16 protein-coding genes and 1 pseudogene are annotated in these 13,414 nt (G+C 70.5%); 15 read left to right on the top strand and 2 right to left on the bottom strand.

Going from position 1 to position 13,414, the window contains the following annotated elements; genetic code table 11:
- Positions 1-29: 29 nt before the first annotated feature.
- The 4 genes from MFF61_RS04100 to arsB are packed head-to-tail and all read left to right on the top strand — an operon-like array spanning position 30 to position 2,414.
- Positions 30-389, top strand: coding sequence for an ArsR/SmtB family transcription factor (locus MFF61_RS04100; RefSeq protein ID WP_147025440.1), 360 nt, complete (start codon positions 30-32; stop codon positions 387-389).
- Entirely contained in the window at positions 382-909 is a 528-nt protein-coding gene (locus MFF61_RS04095; protein ID WP_147025439.1) for an arsenate reductase ArsC, read from the top strand. The genes MFF61_RS04100 and MFF61_RS04095 overlap by 8 nt, the downstream gene beginning before the upstream one ends.
- Complete coding sequence (arsC, locus tag MFF61_RS04090; protein ID WP_147025438.1) at positions 909-1,334, top strand: arsenate reductase (glutaredoxin); 426 nt, start codon at positions 909-911, stop codon at positions 1,332-1,334. Before MFF61_RS04095 ends, arsC begins: the two co-directional genes overlap by 1 nt.
- A gap of 9 nt (positions 1,335-1,343) precedes the next feature.
- Positions 1,344-2,414: an ACR3 family arsenite efflux transporter gene (arsB, locus tag MFF61_RS04085; protein ID WP_238233842.1), complete on the top strand. Its 1,071-nt coding sequence runs from the start codon at positions 1,344-1,346 to the stop codon at positions 2,412-2,414.
- 1 nt (position 2,415) lies between these two features.
- On the opposite strand, the gene MFF61_RS04080 is transcribed toward arsB, so the two are convergent.
- Complete coding sequence (locus tag MFF61_RS04080; protein ID WP_147025436.1) at positions 2,416-3,003, bottom strand: hypothetical protein; 588 nt, start codon at positions 3,001-3,003, stop codon at positions 2,416-2,418.
- 100 nt (positions 3,004-3,103) lie between these two features.
- Between MFF61_RS04080 and MFF61_RS04075 the strand changes: the two genes are divergently transcribed.
- Both MFF61_RS04075 and MFF61_RS04070 read left to right on the top strand, forming a co-directional pair.
- Positions 3,104-3,421 (top strand): ArsR/SmtB family transcription factor, encoded by a 318-nt coding sequence (locus tag MFF61_RS04075; RefSeq protein WP_147025435.1) that lies wholly within the window; start codon positions 3,104-3,106, stop codon positions 3,419-3,421.
- A 321-nt stretch (positions 3,422-3,742) separates the two neighbouring features.
- Complete coding sequence (locus MFF61_RS04070) at positions 3,743-4,939, top strand: MFS transporter (protein WP_147025433.1); 1,197 nt, start codon at positions 3,743-3,745, stop codon at positions 4,937-4,939.
- Positions 4,940-4,970: 31 nt separating this feature from the next.
- Here MFF61_RS04070 and MFF61_RS04065 read toward each other — a convergent pair whose 3' ends face one another.
- The gene (locus MFF61_RS04065; RefSeq protein ID WP_238233841.1) at positions 4,971-5,240 is read right to left on the bottom strand and encodes a hypothetical protein; all 270 of its coding nucleotides are present in this window, start codon (positions 5,238-5,240) and stop codon (positions 4,971-4,973) included.
- A gap of 148 nt (positions 5,241-5,388) precedes the next feature.
- On the opposite strand from MFF61_RS04065, the gene MFF61_RS04060 reads away from it, so the two are divergent.
- The 9 genes and pseudogenes from MFF61_RS04060 to MFF61_RS04020 form a co-directional block, all read left to right on the top strand.
- Complete coding sequence (locus tag MFF61_RS04060) at positions 5,389-5,865, top strand: DUF411 domain-containing protein (RefSeq protein ID WP_147025491.1); 477 nt, start codon at positions 5,389-5,391, stop codon at positions 5,863-5,865.
- A 221-nt stretch (positions 5,866-6,086) separates the two neighbouring features.
- Positions 6,087-6,299, top strand: a complete 213-nt coding sequence (locus MFF61_RS04055) for a heavy-metal-associated domain-containing protein (RefSeq protein WP_147025431.1) — start codon at positions 6,087-6,089, stop codon at positions 6,297-6,299.
- A 92-nt stretch (positions 6,300-6,391) separates the two neighbouring features.
- Entirely contained in the window at positions 6,392-6,865 is a 474-nt protein-coding gene (locus MFF61_RS04050; RefSeq protein WP_147025430.1) for a hypothetical protein, read from the top strand.
- Positions 6,866-6,950: 85 nt separating this feature from the next.
- A complete protein-coding gene (locus MFF61_RS04045; protein WP_147025429.1) occupies positions 6,951-8,690 on the top strand; it encodes an efflux RND transporter periplasmic adaptor subunit in 1,740 nt (579 codons plus the stop codon).
- Between the two features lie 13 nt (positions 8,691-8,703).
- Positions 8,704-11,853, top strand: a complete 3,150-nt coding sequence (locus MFF61_RS04040) for an efflux RND transporter permease subunit (RefSeq protein WP_238233840.1) — start codon at positions 8,704-8,706, stop codon at positions 11,851-11,853.
- 21 nt (positions 11,854-11,874) lie between these two features.
- A complete protein-coding gene (locus MFF61_RS04035; RefSeq protein WP_147025427.1) occupies positions 11,875-12,240 on the top strand; it encodes a hypothetical protein in 366 nt (121 codons plus the stop codon).
- A 26-nt stretch (positions 12,241-12,266) separates the two neighbouring features.
- On the top strand, positions 12,267-12,656 hold the full coding sequence (gene copM, locus MFF61_RS04030; RefSeq protein WP_147025426.1) for a CopM family metallochaperone: 390 nt from the start codon (positions 12,267-12,269) through the stop codon (positions 12,654-12,656).
- Between the two features lie 180 nt (positions 12,657-12,836).
- Positions 12,837-13,169, top strand: coding sequence for a four-helix bundle copper-binding protein (locus MFF61_RS04025; RefSeq protein WP_238233839.1), 333 nt, complete (start codon positions 12,837-12,839; stop codon positions 13,167-13,169).
- Between the two features lie 55 nt (positions 13,170-13,224).
- Positions 13,225-13,414 (top strand): annotated as a pseudogene (locus MFF61_RS04020) (DUF305 domain-containing protein); the annotation flags it as partial.

The following is a 13,414-nucleotide window of genomic DNA, read 5'->3' as shown; positions in this document are numbered from 1 at the left end:
TCAACAGGAGTTGATATGTAGGTCATTCGATGGACGAACGGCAAGCCCTCGCCGCCTTCGCGGCGCTCGGACAGGAGCATCGCCTGCGGGTCGTGCGCGCCCTGGTCACGGCCGGTCCCGACGGCCTCGCGGCCGGAGTGCTCGCGGAGACCGTGGGCGTCGCCGGCAACAACCTGTCCTTCCACCTGAAGGAGCTCTCGCATGCCGGGCTGATCACGTCCCGCCGCGAGGGCAAGTCGGTCATCTACAGCGCCGCCTATGCCGGCCTGTCCGACCTCGTCCAGTTCCTCATGCGCGACTGCTGCCAGGGCCACCCGGAGGTGTGCAACCCGGCCGTCGCCGCGCTCGCCGCCTGCGACTGCACCACCGGGGACACCCTCCATGCCTGAGCCCGCCTACAACGTCCTGTTCCTCTGCACCGGCAACTCGGCCCGCTCGATCCTGGCCGAGGCCATGCTCAACAAGGAGGGCGGCGGGCGCTTCCGCGCCTTCTCGGCCGGCAGCCAACCGAAGGGCGAGCCGCACCCGCTGGCGCTGCAGGTCCTGCGGGAGAGCGACTACCCGACCGAGGGCCTGCGCTCGAAGTCGTGGGACGAGTTCGCCGGGCCCGACGCCCCCGTCATGGATTTCGTCTTCACCGTCTGTGACAACGCCGCCGGCGAGGCGTGCCCGTACTGGCCCGGCCAGCCGGTGACGGCCCACTGGGGCATCGAGGACCCCGCGGCGGCGGAGGGCTCGGAGATGGAGCGCAAGCGCGCATTCGTCACCGCCCAGCGCTACCTAAAGAATCGGATCGCGGCCTTCGTTGCCCTGCCGCTCGGCAGCCTCGACCAGGTCGCCCTGTCGTCGAAGGTCCGGGAGATCGGCCAGCTCGCCGGCGCCACCTCGGCCCGCCCGGAGGTCGCGTGATGGACGTCGTCATCTACCACAACCCCGCCTGCGGCACGTCGCGCAACACCCTGGCGATGATCCGCAACGCCGGCGTCGAGCCGCACGTGGTCGAGTACCTGAAGACGCCTCCGAGCCGGGCGCTCATCAAGCAACTGCTCGCCCGTGCCGGCCTCTCGGTCCGGGACGTGCTGCGCGAGAAAGGCACGCCCTACGCGGAACTCGGCCTCGCCAATCGGTCGCTGACCGACGAGCAGCTCCTCGACGCGATCGAGGCCCATCCGGTCCTGCTGAACCGCCCGCTCGTGGTCAGCCCGAAGGGCGTGCGCCTGTGCCGGCCGTCCGAGGCTGTGCTGGATCTGCTTCCCGCCCAGCAGGGCGAACTCGTGAAGGAGGACGGCGAGCGCGTCGTCGACGAGCACGGCCGCCGCGTCGCCACCGCCTGAGGAAGCCCGATGTCCCTGTTCGAACGCTACCTGACCGTCTGGGTTGCCCTCTGCATCGTGGCCGGCATCGCGCTCGGCCACGTCATGCCAGGCTTCTTCCACGCCGTCGGCGCGGCCGAGGTCGCCAAGGTGAACCTGCCGGTCGCCGCCCTGATCTGGCTCATGGTCATCCCCATGCTGCTCAAGATCGACTTCGCCTCGCTGCGGCAGGTCGGGCGGCACTGGCGCGGCATCGGCGTGACGTTGTTCATCAACTGGGCCGTTAAGCCCTTCTCGATGGCCGCGCTCGGCTGGCTGTTCATCGGCTACCTGTTCCGGCCCTACCTGCCGGCCGACCAGATCGACAGCTACATCGCCGGGCTCATCATCCTGGCGGCGGCGCCCTGCACCGCGATGGTGTTCGTGTGGTCGAACCTGACCCGGGGCGAGCCGCACTTCACCTTGAGCCAGGTGGCGCTGAACGACACGATCATGGTGGTGGCCTTCGCGCCGATCGTCGGCCTGCTGCTCGGGCTCTCCGCCATCACGGTGCCCTGGGGCACGCTGGTTCTGTCGGTGGTGCTCTACATCGTCATCCCGGTGATCATCGCCCAGGTCGTGCGCCGCGCCCTCCTCGCCTCGGGCGGGCAGGCGGCGCTGGACCGACTCCTCGCCAGGCTCGGGCCGGCCTCGCTCATGGCGCTCCTGGCCACCCTGGTGCTGCTGTTCGGCTTCCAGGGCGAGCAGATCCTGGCGCAGCCAGCGGTGATCGGCCTGCTCGCGGTCCCCATCCTCATCCAGGTCTACCTGAACTCCGGACTGGCCTACCTCCTGAACCGCGCCGCGGGCGAGCAGCACTGCGTGGCCGGCCCGTCGGCGCTGATCGGCGCCTCGAACTTCTTCGAGTTGGCGGTGGCCGCCGCGATCAGCCTGTTCGGCTTCAACTCGGGCGCAGCGCTGGCCACCGTGGTCGGCGTCCTCATCGAGGTGCCGGTCATGCTCTCGGTGGTGTGGATCGTGAACCGGAGCCAAGGCTGGTACGAGCGCGGGGCCGTCCGGCTGCCAGCGTCACGGAGCAGCCGGACGGAAGCGGCGGAGTAAATCAGTACGGATTATGGACGAAGCCGAGCACCCGCCCCTCTACGATGCTGAAGATGGGCAAGCCGGGAAAGTCCTTGCGGACGTCATCCATCGTCAGGTTTCTGAAGTTGGTGGGGTACTTGGCATCCGGTCCAAGCGGCCCCGTCCGCTCGGCCACTTGAGCATACCTGCCGGGCGCGAAGTAGATGCCGACGCAGTCGGCATCCGCGACCGTCCATTCGTTGTGCTCGCCGGTGGGTGTGAAGGCAGAGGGCAGGTTCTGCATGGTGAGCGGCACCGTTCTTCCCTTGGAGCGCTCGCCCGTAGCATCATCGTAAGTGGTGCCGCCATCTCCGGTGACGACACCCTTCACGGACGCAAACGTACGAGGCTTGATGACGATGCCGACCGAGCCATACGTGGCCTGATGAGCGGGCCAGATGAGGGAACACGGCAGTGTTCCAATGCCACGGTCGAGCACTTGGATCGCGTTCTGCAGGTCGTCTGGATAGACCCGCTCCTTCGGATCCTGACCCTTACCAGGACGAGAGCAATGGACGAGGAGAGCGTCATGGCTGCGGAGGGCAGCGAGAAGGTTTGCGTGGGTCATGTCCGTGCATAGGCTACGAGGCGACCGGCGGCGGCCCCGTTATTCGATGGATGCCGAATAAGGCATTGCACGCCGACGCGTTCCATGGCCATGTATTTCCATGAACGTCGAACAAGCGGCCAAGCAGCTTGAGGCCCTGGGCAGTCCCGCCCGGCTCCGGATCTACCGGGCGCTCGTGCGGGCCGGGCATGCCGGGCTGCCGGTGCGCCGGCTGCAGGACCGCGTCGGCATCCCCGCCGCCTCGACGCTGTCGCACCACCTCCACCGGCTCATCCTGACCGGCCTAGTCTCGCAGGAGCGGCAGGCCACCACCTTGATCTGCCGCGCCGTCTACCCCGCCATGGACGACCTCGTCGGGTTCCTCGCGGACGAGTGCTGCGCCGACGAGACCTGCTCCGGGACGGGCGAGGCGGCCTGACGACGTGCCCGTTATTTCGATAATTCCGGAACCTGCGGAGCAGCGCATGCCAGAGACGACGCCGCTACCGGGCGCAGTCGTCGGCGCCGGCCGGGTCGGTCTGGCGGCGGCCGCTCGCCTCCCTGCGCGGGGCTACGAGGCGGGCCCGTGGACGAGCCGGGCCCCGCCCGGGGACGGCTTCCCGACCGGCCAAGAGATCATGGGCCGCTGCCTGGCGGCGCTGGCCGCCACGCCCTGGTCGGCCGGTTCGGATGGATGCCGCGGCGCCGAACCCGAGGCGAAGGCGGCGACCGGCCCGCGGTGCGGTCGCGGGGTGCCGACATGAGCGGGCGAGGCAGGCTGGCCGTCATCTCGGCCCTGGGGGTGGTGGAGATCCTCGCCTGGGGTTCGTCGTTCTACCTGCCGGCGGTGCTCGCCGGTCCCATCGCCGCCGACACGGGCTGGCCACTCGCCTGGGTGGTCGGCGGCCTGTCCGTCGGGCTCCTGGTGGCGGCAATCGCCTCGCCCCGCGTGGGAATCGCCATCCACCGGCACGGGGGACGCCCGGTCCTGGCATCGGCCGCCCTGCTGCTGGCGGCGGGCCACGTCGTGATCGGCTTGGCGCCGAACCTGCCCGTGTTCCTGTCCGGTTGGCTCGTCATCGGGCTCGGCATGGGCTGCGGCCTCTACGACCCGGCCTTCGCGACCCTGGGCCGCCTCTACGGCGCGGAGGCGCGCCCGGCCATCACGAAGCTGACCCTCTGGGGCGGGTTCGCCAGCACCGTCTGCTGGCCGCTCTCGGCCTTCCTCGTCGACCATGTCGGCTGGCGCGGCGCCTGCCTCGCCTATGCCGGGCTGCACCTCGCCGTGACCCTGCCGCTGGTGCTCGGGCTGATCCCGCCGGCGCCCGTGGCGGCACCCGGTGCGGAGGTGACGCGCGGGCATGGCGAGCCGCTGACGCCGCGCGAGCGGCGGGCCTTCCTGCTGATGGCCGGCGTGCTGGTGCTAGGCGGCACGGTGATGACGCTAATCTCGGTGCACCTGATCACCCTGCTCCAGGCCCGCGGCGTCGCGCTCGCCGCGGCCGTGTCCTACGGCGCCTTGATCGGCCCAGCCCAGGTCGGCGCCCGCATCGTCGAGATGGCTGCGAAGGGGCGGCACCACCCGCTCTGGACGCTGACCGCGGCCATGGTGCTGGTGGCAGCCGGCCTGGCGGTCCTCGCGGCCGGCGTGCCGGCGGTCGGCGTCGCCCTGGCGCTCTACGGGGCCGGCAACGGGATCTACTCCATCGCCCGGGGCACGGTGCCGCTCGCCCTGTTTGGCCCGGTCCGCTACCCGGTGCTCGTTGGACGCTTGGCGCGGCCGGGCTTGATCGCGCAGGCCGTGGCACCCTCCCTCGGCGCGGTGGCGCTCACCTACGGCGGCGCCGACGCGGCCTACGGCGTGCTGGTGGCGCTCGCGCTGGCGAATCTCGGCATGGCGATAGCCTTGTGGGGGGCGCGGCCGGACGTCGTCGAGGGAAGCGACGCCGTTTGCTGAACGGAGGCTGCGCGCAGGCTTCAGAACCGGTTCAACGCGACTTGCCCAGTCTGGAGACATCTAAACCGAGGAGGGTCCTTCCATGAAGCTTCGCATCGCAGGCCTGGTCGCCGCCGCCCTCGTGCTCCTCCCTGGCGCCGCATCCGCGCAGTGGTACGATCACGGTCCGGGCCATCGCCACCACCATCATTGGGACCACCATCATCACCATGGCCACGGCCACCGCCATGGCTACGAGCGGCATCACCATCACGGCTACGACCGCCCCGTTCACTTCGACCGAGGCCATCACCATCACCATCACGGCTACTGACGCCGGGGCGCCGACTTGTGGCGCGCCATTTCGCTCGGCCGGTCGCAAGCCCTGACGCGTCCGGGAGGCGAGGCTTGACCCTCCCATCGTGGGAAGCCGTATCGTGCCCTCGATAATGGGAGCGTGGGTGCGAACGATGAAGGCCGACACGAGGACGACGCGCCGGGCGCTGCTCGCGGGACTGGCGGCGGGCATGGCCGTGGGGCCGCGGGCCCTCGCCGCGGGCCTGCCCGAGGTCGCGGTGACGAAGGACCCGACCTGCGGCTGCTGCGAAAAGTGGGTCACCCACCTGCGGGAGGCCGGCTTCGTGGTGACGGTGACCGTGGGGCCCGTGAACCCGGTGAAGGCCCGCCTCGGTGTGCCGCGGGACCTCGCCTCCTGCCACACCGCCCAGGTCGGCGGCTACGCAATCGAGGGGCACGTGCCGGCCGGCGCGATCAAGCGCCTGCTCGCCGAGAAGCCGAAGGGAACGGGTCTGGCCGTACCGGGCATGCCGGTCGGCTCGCCCGGCATGGAGGTCGACGGCATGGAGCCGGCCACTTACGATGTGGTCCTGTTCGGTCCGGAAGGCCGGTACACCTTTGCCCGATACCGGGGTGAGGAGCTTGTCTGAACGTGCCGCGTGAGCACGGTGCCGGTGAGGACCGACTCCGGCGCGCAAAGTCCCTCAAAACGACAAGCCGGTCCGTTATGTGGCTTTAAACGACGATTCCCATGGCCGGGCTGCCGTTATGTGGTGCTCGCCGCGGCGGCGACCGGCCTGAAGGTAGGGGCCTTGACCTTCCCACTATGGGAAGCCCCATCTGGGTGTGACGTCATCCAAGGGAGTGCGTCATGCATAGCTTCAAGGTCGAGAAGATGGGCTGCGGCGGCTGCGCCAAGTCGGTGACCCGCGCGGTCCAGGGCATCGAGCCGAACGCCCGGGTCGAGGTCGACCTCAGGACCAAGCTCGTCACGGTGTCGGGAGCGTCCGTCCCGGCAGACCGGATCGCTCAGGTCATCGCCGCCGCCGGCTACCCGGCCGAGCCGCTGCTCGCCGCCGCTTGAAACGCCGCGACGGCAACCAAACCTTCATCCCGGCATTCACGTCTCAACGGCGGACATAGTCCCGCCACCGGAATCGGTGTAAGCCAGAACTCATGAGCCTCGACCGGCAAATCGTGCGCCTGATGGCGGCGATGATCCTCGCGATCATCGCCTACGTCGCGCCGTCCGCCGTCCAGGCCCACGAGGGGCACGCGCACCACGGCCACCACGCCGCGGCGCAGCCGAAGGTCGCCCCTTCTCCGACGCCCAAGGCTGTTGCGCCCGCGGTCTCCGTGGCTCCCAAGGTCGCCGTCCGGGCCGTCCTGCCGGCATGGGCCAGGGTCGCGCTCGCCCCGGCCACGGTCGACGGCGCGCGCATCGAGCCGAGCCAGGACAAGTGCTGCCCGGTCGGCTGCAAGACCCGCTGCTGCGGGACGATGGCCTGCTGCGCCACCGGCGTCCTGTCCGGGCCCTATGCCCTGTCGCCGGCCCTGTTCCGAACCGTCACGCTGATCCCGCGCGACGTCGCCGGCCGTTCGGGCCCCGTCCCCGAGGCCCTGCCCAAGCCCCCACGAACCCTCGCGTGAAGTAGGGCGCGCCTGAGGCGCGCGACGCCCGGATTGCGCCCGAGAACGGCGCCGTCCGGACTTCCCGACGCGAGGATTTCTGTTCATGTCGACCCGTTTTGCCGCCGCCCTGCGCGCGGTGGCGCTGCTTGCCGCCGTCCTGGCGGGGCCGGCGCTCGCCCACGAGGGCCACGACCACGGCGCCGCCCAGCCCCCTGTCTCGAAGACCATCGCCCCGCGCGGCGAGGCGCTCTCGGACGCCTTCGAGCTCGTCGCCATCCCGCGCGACGGGACCCTGACGCTGTTCCTCGACCGCTTCCGGACGAACGAGCCGGTGCCCGGCGCGACCATCGAGGTCGAGACGCCGGACGGTCCCAAGGTCGCGACCGCCACGACCGACGGCGGCTACGCGCTGCCGGCCCCGTGGCTGTCGAAGCCCGGCCGGCACGAGCTCCTCGCGACCGTCACGGCCGGCGACGCGGTCGATGTGCTGACCGTGGCGGTCACCGTGCCCGACCCGAAGGTCGCCGCGGCCGCGGCGCCTGCCAAGCCGGCCCCGGCTCAGGCTGCCCTGGCGCGCCTGTCCGAGGTCGCCCACGACGTCCGGGAGCGGCTCACGGCCAAGGACCCGGCCCTGGTGGCCGCGGTCGCCGTCGCCTTCCTGCTCGGCGTGCTCGTGACGGCGCTCGCACGCGGGCGCCGTGGCGCGCCGGCGGTGGCGCTGGTCGCCATCGGCATCACCATCGTCCTCGGCACCGCCGCCTTCGCGCACGGCGACGAGGATCACGGCGCGCCCGTGCAGGGCGCCGCCCTGATCGAGCCGCGCCAGACCACGCCGGCCTCGTCGGACCTCGCGCAGCGCCTGCCCGACGGCTCCGTCTTCGTGCCGAAACCGACCCAGCGCCTGCTGGTCCTGCGCACTACCATGACCGAGCAGGGCAGCTTCCACCGCTCGGTCGAGCTGCCCGGCCGCATCATCCCGGACCCGAACGCCAGCGGGGTCGTGCAGTCCTCGGTCGGCGGCCGTCTCTCGCCGCCGCCGTCCGGCCTGTTCCCGCGCCTCGGCACGAAGGTGCGCAAGGGCGACGTGCTCGCGACCGTGACACCGCCGGTCCAGGCCGTCGACGTCTCCGACATGCGCCAGCGCCAGGGCGAACTCGACCAGCAGATCGCCATCGTCGAGCGTCGGGTCGAGCGTTTCAGGAAACTCGCCACGACCGGCGCCGTCGCCCAGACCCAGCTCGACGACGCGGTCGCCGAGCTCAACGGGCTGCACGACCGCCGCGCGGCTCTCGACAAGATCAGGCAACAGCCCGAGACCCTGGTCGCCCCCGTCGACGGCGTGGTGGCGCAGGCGACCGCGGTGGCCGGCCAGATGGCGGCACCCGGCGCCATGGTCTTCCAGATCGTCGACCCGAACCGCCTCTGGGTCGAGGCCCTCAGCTTCGACGCCCTGACGGCGGCCCAGAACGCCACGGCGCGGCTCGCCGACGGACGCGCCCTGAAGCTCGCCTACCAGGGCACGGGCCTCGCGGACCGCAACCAGGCCATCCCGGTGCAGTTCGCGGTGCAGGGCGACGCCTCCGGCCTGCGCGTCGGCCAGTTCGTCACCGTGCTGGCCGGGACCGACACCGAGCAGTCCGGCCTGGCGCTGCCGCGCGCGGCGGTCGTGCGCACCGGCAACGGGCAGGACGTCGTCTACGAGCACACCACCGCCGAGCGCTTCGAGGCCCGGCCCGTGCGGGTCGAGCCGCTCGACGGCGGCCGCGTGCTGGTCGCCGAGGGGATCGGACCCGGCAAGCGGGTCGTGACCCAGGGCGCCGAGCTCCTCGACCAGGTGCGCTGAGGAGGCAGGCCAGATGTTCACGTTCCTCGTCAGCCAGTCGGTCCGCAACCGCCTGCTCGTCCTCGCCATGGCCACGGTGCTGGTGCTCTTCGGCGCCTTCACCGCGACCAAGCTGCCGGTGGACGTCTTCCCCGACCTCAACAAGCCCACCGTCACCATCATGACGGAGGCCGAGGGCTACGCCCCCCAGGAGGTCGAGCAGCTCGTCACCTACCCCATCGAGACCCGGATGAACGGGCTGCCGGGGGTGACCCGGGTGCGCTCGGTCTCGGGCGTGGGGCTGTCCATCACCTACGTCGAGTTCGACTGGGGCACGGACATCTACCGCAACCGCCAGCAGGTCGCGGAGCGGCTGTCCCTGGTGCAGGACCAGCTGCCCCGGGGCGTGACCCCGGTCATGGGGCCGATCTCCTCGATCATGGGCCAGATCCTGCTGGTGGCGGTGACCGGCGAGACCGCGACCCCGATGCAGGTGCGCGAGGTCGCCGACTTCACCATCCGGCCGCGGCTCCTGACCATTCCGGGCGTGGCGCAGGTCATCCCCATCGGCGGCGAGGTGCGCCAGTTCCGGGTCAGCCCGAACCCGGCCGCCATGCGCTCGCTCGGGGTGACGAACGCCCAGCTCGAAACGGCGCTGGCGCAGTTCGGCACCAACGCCGGCGGCGGCTTCACCGACCAGCATTCCCGCGAGTACCTCATCCGGAACATCGGCCGGACCATGAGCCTCGACGACCTGCGCAACCTCGTGGTCGCGACGGTCGCCGAGACGCCGGTCCACTTGCGCCAGGTGGCCGAGGTCTCCTTCGCCGCCCGGACGAAGCGGGGCGACGCCGGCTACATGGCCAAGCCCTCGGTCATCGTCTCGGTCGAGAAGCAGCCCGACGTCGACACCGTGCGGCTGACCCGCAGCATCGAGACCGCCCTGAAGGAGATGTCGCCGACCCTGCCGGCCGGCATCCGTGCCGACCAGGTCCTGTTCCGGCAGGCCGACTTCATCGAGACCTCGATCCGCAACGTCGAGCGCGTCCTGTTGGAGGCGGTGCTGGTGGTGGCGGTGGTGCTGTTCGCCTTCCTGCTGAACGTGCGCACCACGGCCATCTCGCTGCTCGCCATCCCGGTCTCGGTGCTGACGACCGCCGTGGTGTTCCACCTGTTCGGGCTGTCCATCAACACCATGACGCTCGGGGGCTTGGCCATCGCCATCGGCGAGCTCGTCGACGACGCGGTGGTCGACGTCGAGAACATCTACCGGCGGCTCGGCGAGAACCGGCGGGCGGGCAACCCGAAAAGCGTGTTCCAGGTGGTGGTGGAGGCCTCGAACGAGGTGCGCTCTGGCATCGTCTACGCGACGCTCATCATCATCCTGGTGTTCGTGCCGCTCTTCGCGCTGTCGGGCATCGAGGGCCAGCTCTTCGCCCCGCTGGGGCAGGCCTACATCATCTCGATCCTGGCGAGCCTACTCACCTCCATCACCCTGACGCCGGTGCTGGCGTCCCTGCTGCTGCCGGGCTTGAAGAACCTGGAGGAGCACGACAGCCGCTTCCTGAAGCTGCTCAAGCGCGGCAACGCCGGCCTGCTGCGGGTCGCCTTCCGCCACAAGGGCCTGCTGGTCGGCACCGTCGCGGCGGCGGTGGTGGCCGCGGGCGTGGCCGCCTGGAACCTGCCGCGGGCCTTCCTGCCGCCGTTCAACGAGGGCTCGTTCACGGTCAACATGACCTTCAACCCGGGGATCTCGCTCGCCGAGAGCAACCGGGTCGGGCTGATCGCCGAACGGCTGCTGCTGGACATCCCGGGCGTGAAGGCGGTCGGCCGCCGCACCGGCCGTGCCGAGCTCGACGAGCACGCCGAGGGCGTCCACTCGTCCGAGATCGAGGTGGCGCTCGACGAAGGCGCCAAGCGTCCGAAGGAGGCGCTCGTCGCCGACATCCGCGGGCGCCTCGCGGCCCTACCGGTGGCCGTCAACGTCGGCCAGCCGATCTCGCACCGGCTCGACCACATGCTCTCGGGCGTGCGGGCCGAGATCGCGCTCAAGGTGTTCGGCGAGGACCTCGACGCCCTGCGCCGGGTCGCCAACTCCCTGCGCGACCGGATGGCCGCGATCCCGGGGCTCGTCGACCTGCAGGTCGAGCGGCAGGTGCGCATCCCGCAGCTTGAGGTGCGGGTCGATTACACCCGGGCGGCCCTCTACGGCGTCCAGCCGGCCGCGGTCGTCGAGCAGATCAGCCGCCTCTCGAACGGGCGGGTGGTCTCGACGGTCGTCGACGGCGTGCGCCGCTTCGACGTGGTCCTGCGCCTTTCGGAGAATCGCCGGACCACGACCGGGCTGGGCGACCTGCTGCTGGAGACGCCCTCGGGCTGGGTGCCGGCGCGGCAGGTGGCCGACATCCGCGAGACCGACGGGCCGAACCAGATCCTGCGCGAGAACGCCCGGCGCCGCATCGTCGTCCAGGCCAACACCAACGGCGAGAGCGACATGGCCACCATCGTGGCGGCCATCCGCGAGGCCGTGGCGAAGGAGCCGCTGCCGCCCGGCTTCTTCACCAGCCTGGAGGGCACCTTCCAGGCGCAGGAGGAGGCGAGCCGGACCATCGCGGCGCTGTCGGCGCTGTCCCTCGCCCTGGTCTTCGCCATCCTCTACAGCCGATACCGCTCGGCCGCGCTGGCGCTCATCATCATGGGCAACGTGCCGCTCGCCCTGATCGGCTCGGTGGCGGCGCTGTGGCTGGTCGGGCAGCCGCTGTCGGTGGCGTCGATGATCGGCTTCATCACGCTAACCGGCATCGCCGCGCGCAACGGCATCCTGAAGATCAGCCACTACCTGAACCTGTCGCTGCACGAGGGCGTGCCGTTCGGCCCCGACCTCGTCGTGCGCGGCAGCCTGGAGCGGCTGACCCCGGTGCTGATGACGGCGCTCTCGGCCGGCGTCGCCCTGGTGCCGCTGCTCTACGATGCCGCGAGCCCGGGCAAGGAGATCCTGCACCCGGTCGCGGTGACGATCTTCGGCGGCCTCGTCAGCGCGACGCTGCTCGACACCTTCCTGACCCCCGTCCTGTTCCTGCGCTTCGGACGCAAGCCGCTGGAGCGGCTGCGCGCCCTCCACGCCGAAGCACCGGTCCACCCATCCCCGGACGGCGCGCGCCCGCGCCAGGCCGAGGCCTACTGAACCCCGAGAGGAGACCTGAGCATGATCCTACCGCGAGTGACCCTGGTCGCCGGCCTGCTCGCCGCCACGACCGTGTATGCCCACGAGACCTCCGGCCAGCACGGCGGCCGGGTAGCGGACGCCGGCAAGTTCCACGTCGAGCTCGTCGCCAAGGGCGAGACCGTAGACGTGTTCGTGTCCGACGAGGGCCAGAAGCCTGTCCCGGCCGCGGGCTTCAAGGGCACGGCCATCCTCGTCGTCGGCGGCAAGCCGACCCGCGTGCCCCTGGAGCCCGCCGACGGCAACCGCCTCACCGGCAAGGCCGCCGCGGCGCTCGGCGACAGCCCGAAGGGCGCCGTGCAGCTCACCGGCCCGGACGGCGCAACCGCCAGCGGCAAGTTCAACTGATCCCACGCACCAGGAAGACCCCTTCGATGAAGACCCTGACCTCGACCCTCGCCGCGGCGGCCCTGACCCTCGGCCTCTCGGGCATCGCCCTGGCGCACGAGGCCCACGACCATGCCGGGCACGACCACGCCGCGATGACGGCGACGGACAAGTCGGACACGCCGGCCACGAAGGCGTTCCGGGACGTCGGCGCCGAAATGCACCGGGACATGGACATCCGCTACACGAACGACGTCGACGTCGACTTCGTGCGCGGCATGATCCCCCACCACAAGGGGGCCGTCGCCATGGCCAAGGTCGCGCTGGAGCACTCGAAGAACCCCGAAATCCGGAAGCTGGCCGAGGAGATCATCAAGGCTCAGGACGTCGAGATCGCCCAGATGGAGGCCTTCCTCAAAAAGAAGGGCACCCAGTGAGGTCGCCCTCGCGCAGGTAGGCGAAGCTCCCAAATCCGTGATCGTACAGAGTATTTATTTCTGAACGCTTCGCGGATTGAGGAGTTTGATATCCAGGTTGTAGCTAGCTGGTTGAGTTAATACTTTATCAGATCTCTAGCTGTGCCCTCATTCGCAAATACAAGCGAGAAGGATATCTGAATGAGCCACGTGTCGAGCGAGATGCAATCCTGCATCGACGAGTGCCTGCGCTGCTACCAGACCTGCCTGGGCATGGCTTCGAACCACTGCCTGCCGGCCGGGGGCAAGCACGTCGAGCCGGGGCATTTCCGGCTGATGCTGGCCTGCGCGGAGATCTGCCGGACCTCGGCGCACTTCATGCTGATCGGCCTGCCGGAGCACAAGCACACCTGCCGGGCCTGCGCCGAGATCTGCGAGGCCTGCGCCAGGAGCTGCGAGCAGGTCGGCGACATGCAGGACTGCGTCGCGCAGTGCCGGGCCTGCGCCGAGAGCTGCCGGAAGATGGCCGCCTGAACCCGACGCGGCGGCTCGACCGGCCGCCCCCGCCAACCGACCTGAGGAGGCAATCTTGTTCGTTCGCACCCTGACCCTCGCCGCGACTTTGGCGCTCGCCGGCACCGGGGCGGCCTTCGCCGCCGACCACGACCACGGCTCCATGCAGGGGCCCTCGTTCGAGCTGCCCGCGGCCTGCAAGGCGGCGTCGGCTGCCAAGGAGGATTCGATGAAGGACATGCAGGGTCACATGTCCCAGGCCATGC

The organism is Methylobacterium isbiliense, from assembly GCF_022179325.1.
Classification (GTDB): Bacteria; Pseudomonadota; Alphaproteobacteria; order Rhizobiales; family Beijerinckiaceae; genus Methylobacterium; species Methylobacterium isbiliense.
This window is presented reverse-complemented; position numbering and strand designations above follow the sequence as displayed.

What these genes read in the sequence shown, in the direction of transcription:
- arsC (WP_147025438.1), top strand. Translation starts at nt 909, where the DNA reads ATGGACGTCGTCATCTACCACAACCCCGCCTGCGGCACGTCGCGCAAC.
- MFF61_RS04050 (WP_147025430.1), top strand. Translation starts at nt 6,392, where the DNA reads ATGAGCCTCGACCGGCAAATCGTGCGCCTGATGGCGGCGATGATCCTC.
- MFF61_RS04075 (WP_147025435.1), top strand. Translation starts at nt 3,104, where the DNA reads ATGAACGTCGAACAAGCGGCCAAGCAGCTTGAGGCCCTGGGCAGTCCC.
- arsB (WP_238233842.1), top strand. Translation starts at nt 1,344, where the DNA reads ATGTCCCTGTTCGAACGCTACCTGACCGTCTGGGTTGCCCTCTGCATC.
- MFF61_RS04025 (WP_238233839.1), top strand. Translation starts at nt 12,837, where the DNA reads ATGAGCCACGTGTCGAGCGAGATGCAATCCTGCATCGACGAGTGCCTG.
- MFF61_RS04095 (WP_147025439.1), top strand. Translation starts at nt 382, where the DNA reads ATGCCTGAGCCCGCCTACAACGTCCTGTTCCTCTGCACCGGCAACTCG.
- MFF61_RS04045 (WP_147025429.1), top strand. Translation starts at nt 6,951, where the DNA reads ATGTCGACCCGTTTTGCCGCCGCCCTGCGCGCGGTGGCGCTGCTTGCC.
- copM (WP_147025426.1), top strand. Translation starts at nt 12,267, where the DNA reads ATGAAGACCCTGACCTCGACCCTCGCCGCGGCGGCCCTGACCCTCGGC.
- MFF61_RS04035 (WP_147025427.1), top strand. Translation starts at nt 11,875, where the DNA reads ATGATCCTACCGCGAGTGACCCTGGTCGCCGGCCTGCTCGCCGCCACG.
- MFF61_RS04070 (WP_147025433.1), top strand. Translation starts at nt 3,743, where the DNA reads ATGAGCGGGCGAGGCAGGCTGGCCGTCATCTCGGCCCTGGGGGTGGTG.
- MFF61_RS04055 (WP_147025431.1), top strand. Translation starts at nt 6,087, where the DNA reads ATGCATAGCTTCAAGGTCGAGAAGATGGGCTGCGGCGGCTGCGCCAAG.
- MFF61_RS04080 (WP_147025436.1), bottom strand. Translation starts at nt 3,003, where the DNA reads ATGACCCACGCAAACCTTCTCGCTGCCCTCCGCAGCCATGACGCTCTC.
- MFF61_RS04040 (WP_238233840.1), top strand. Translation starts at nt 8,704, where the DNA reads ATGTTCACGTTCCTCGTCAGCCAGTCGGTCCGCAACCGCCTGCTCGTC.
- MFF61_RS04065 (WP_238233841.1), bottom strand. Translation starts at nt 5,240, where the DNA reads ATGGTGATGGTGATGGCCTCGGTCGAAGTGAACGGGGCGGTCGTAGCC.
- MFF61_RS04060 (WP_147025491.1), top strand. Translation starts at nt 5,389, where the DNA reads ATGAAGGCCGACACGAGGACGACGCGCCGGGCGCTGCTCGCGGGACTG.
- MFF61_RS04100 (WP_147025440.1), top strand. Translation starts at nt 30, where the DNA reads ATGGACGAACGGCAAGCCCTCGCCGCCTTCGCGGCGCTCGGACAGGAG.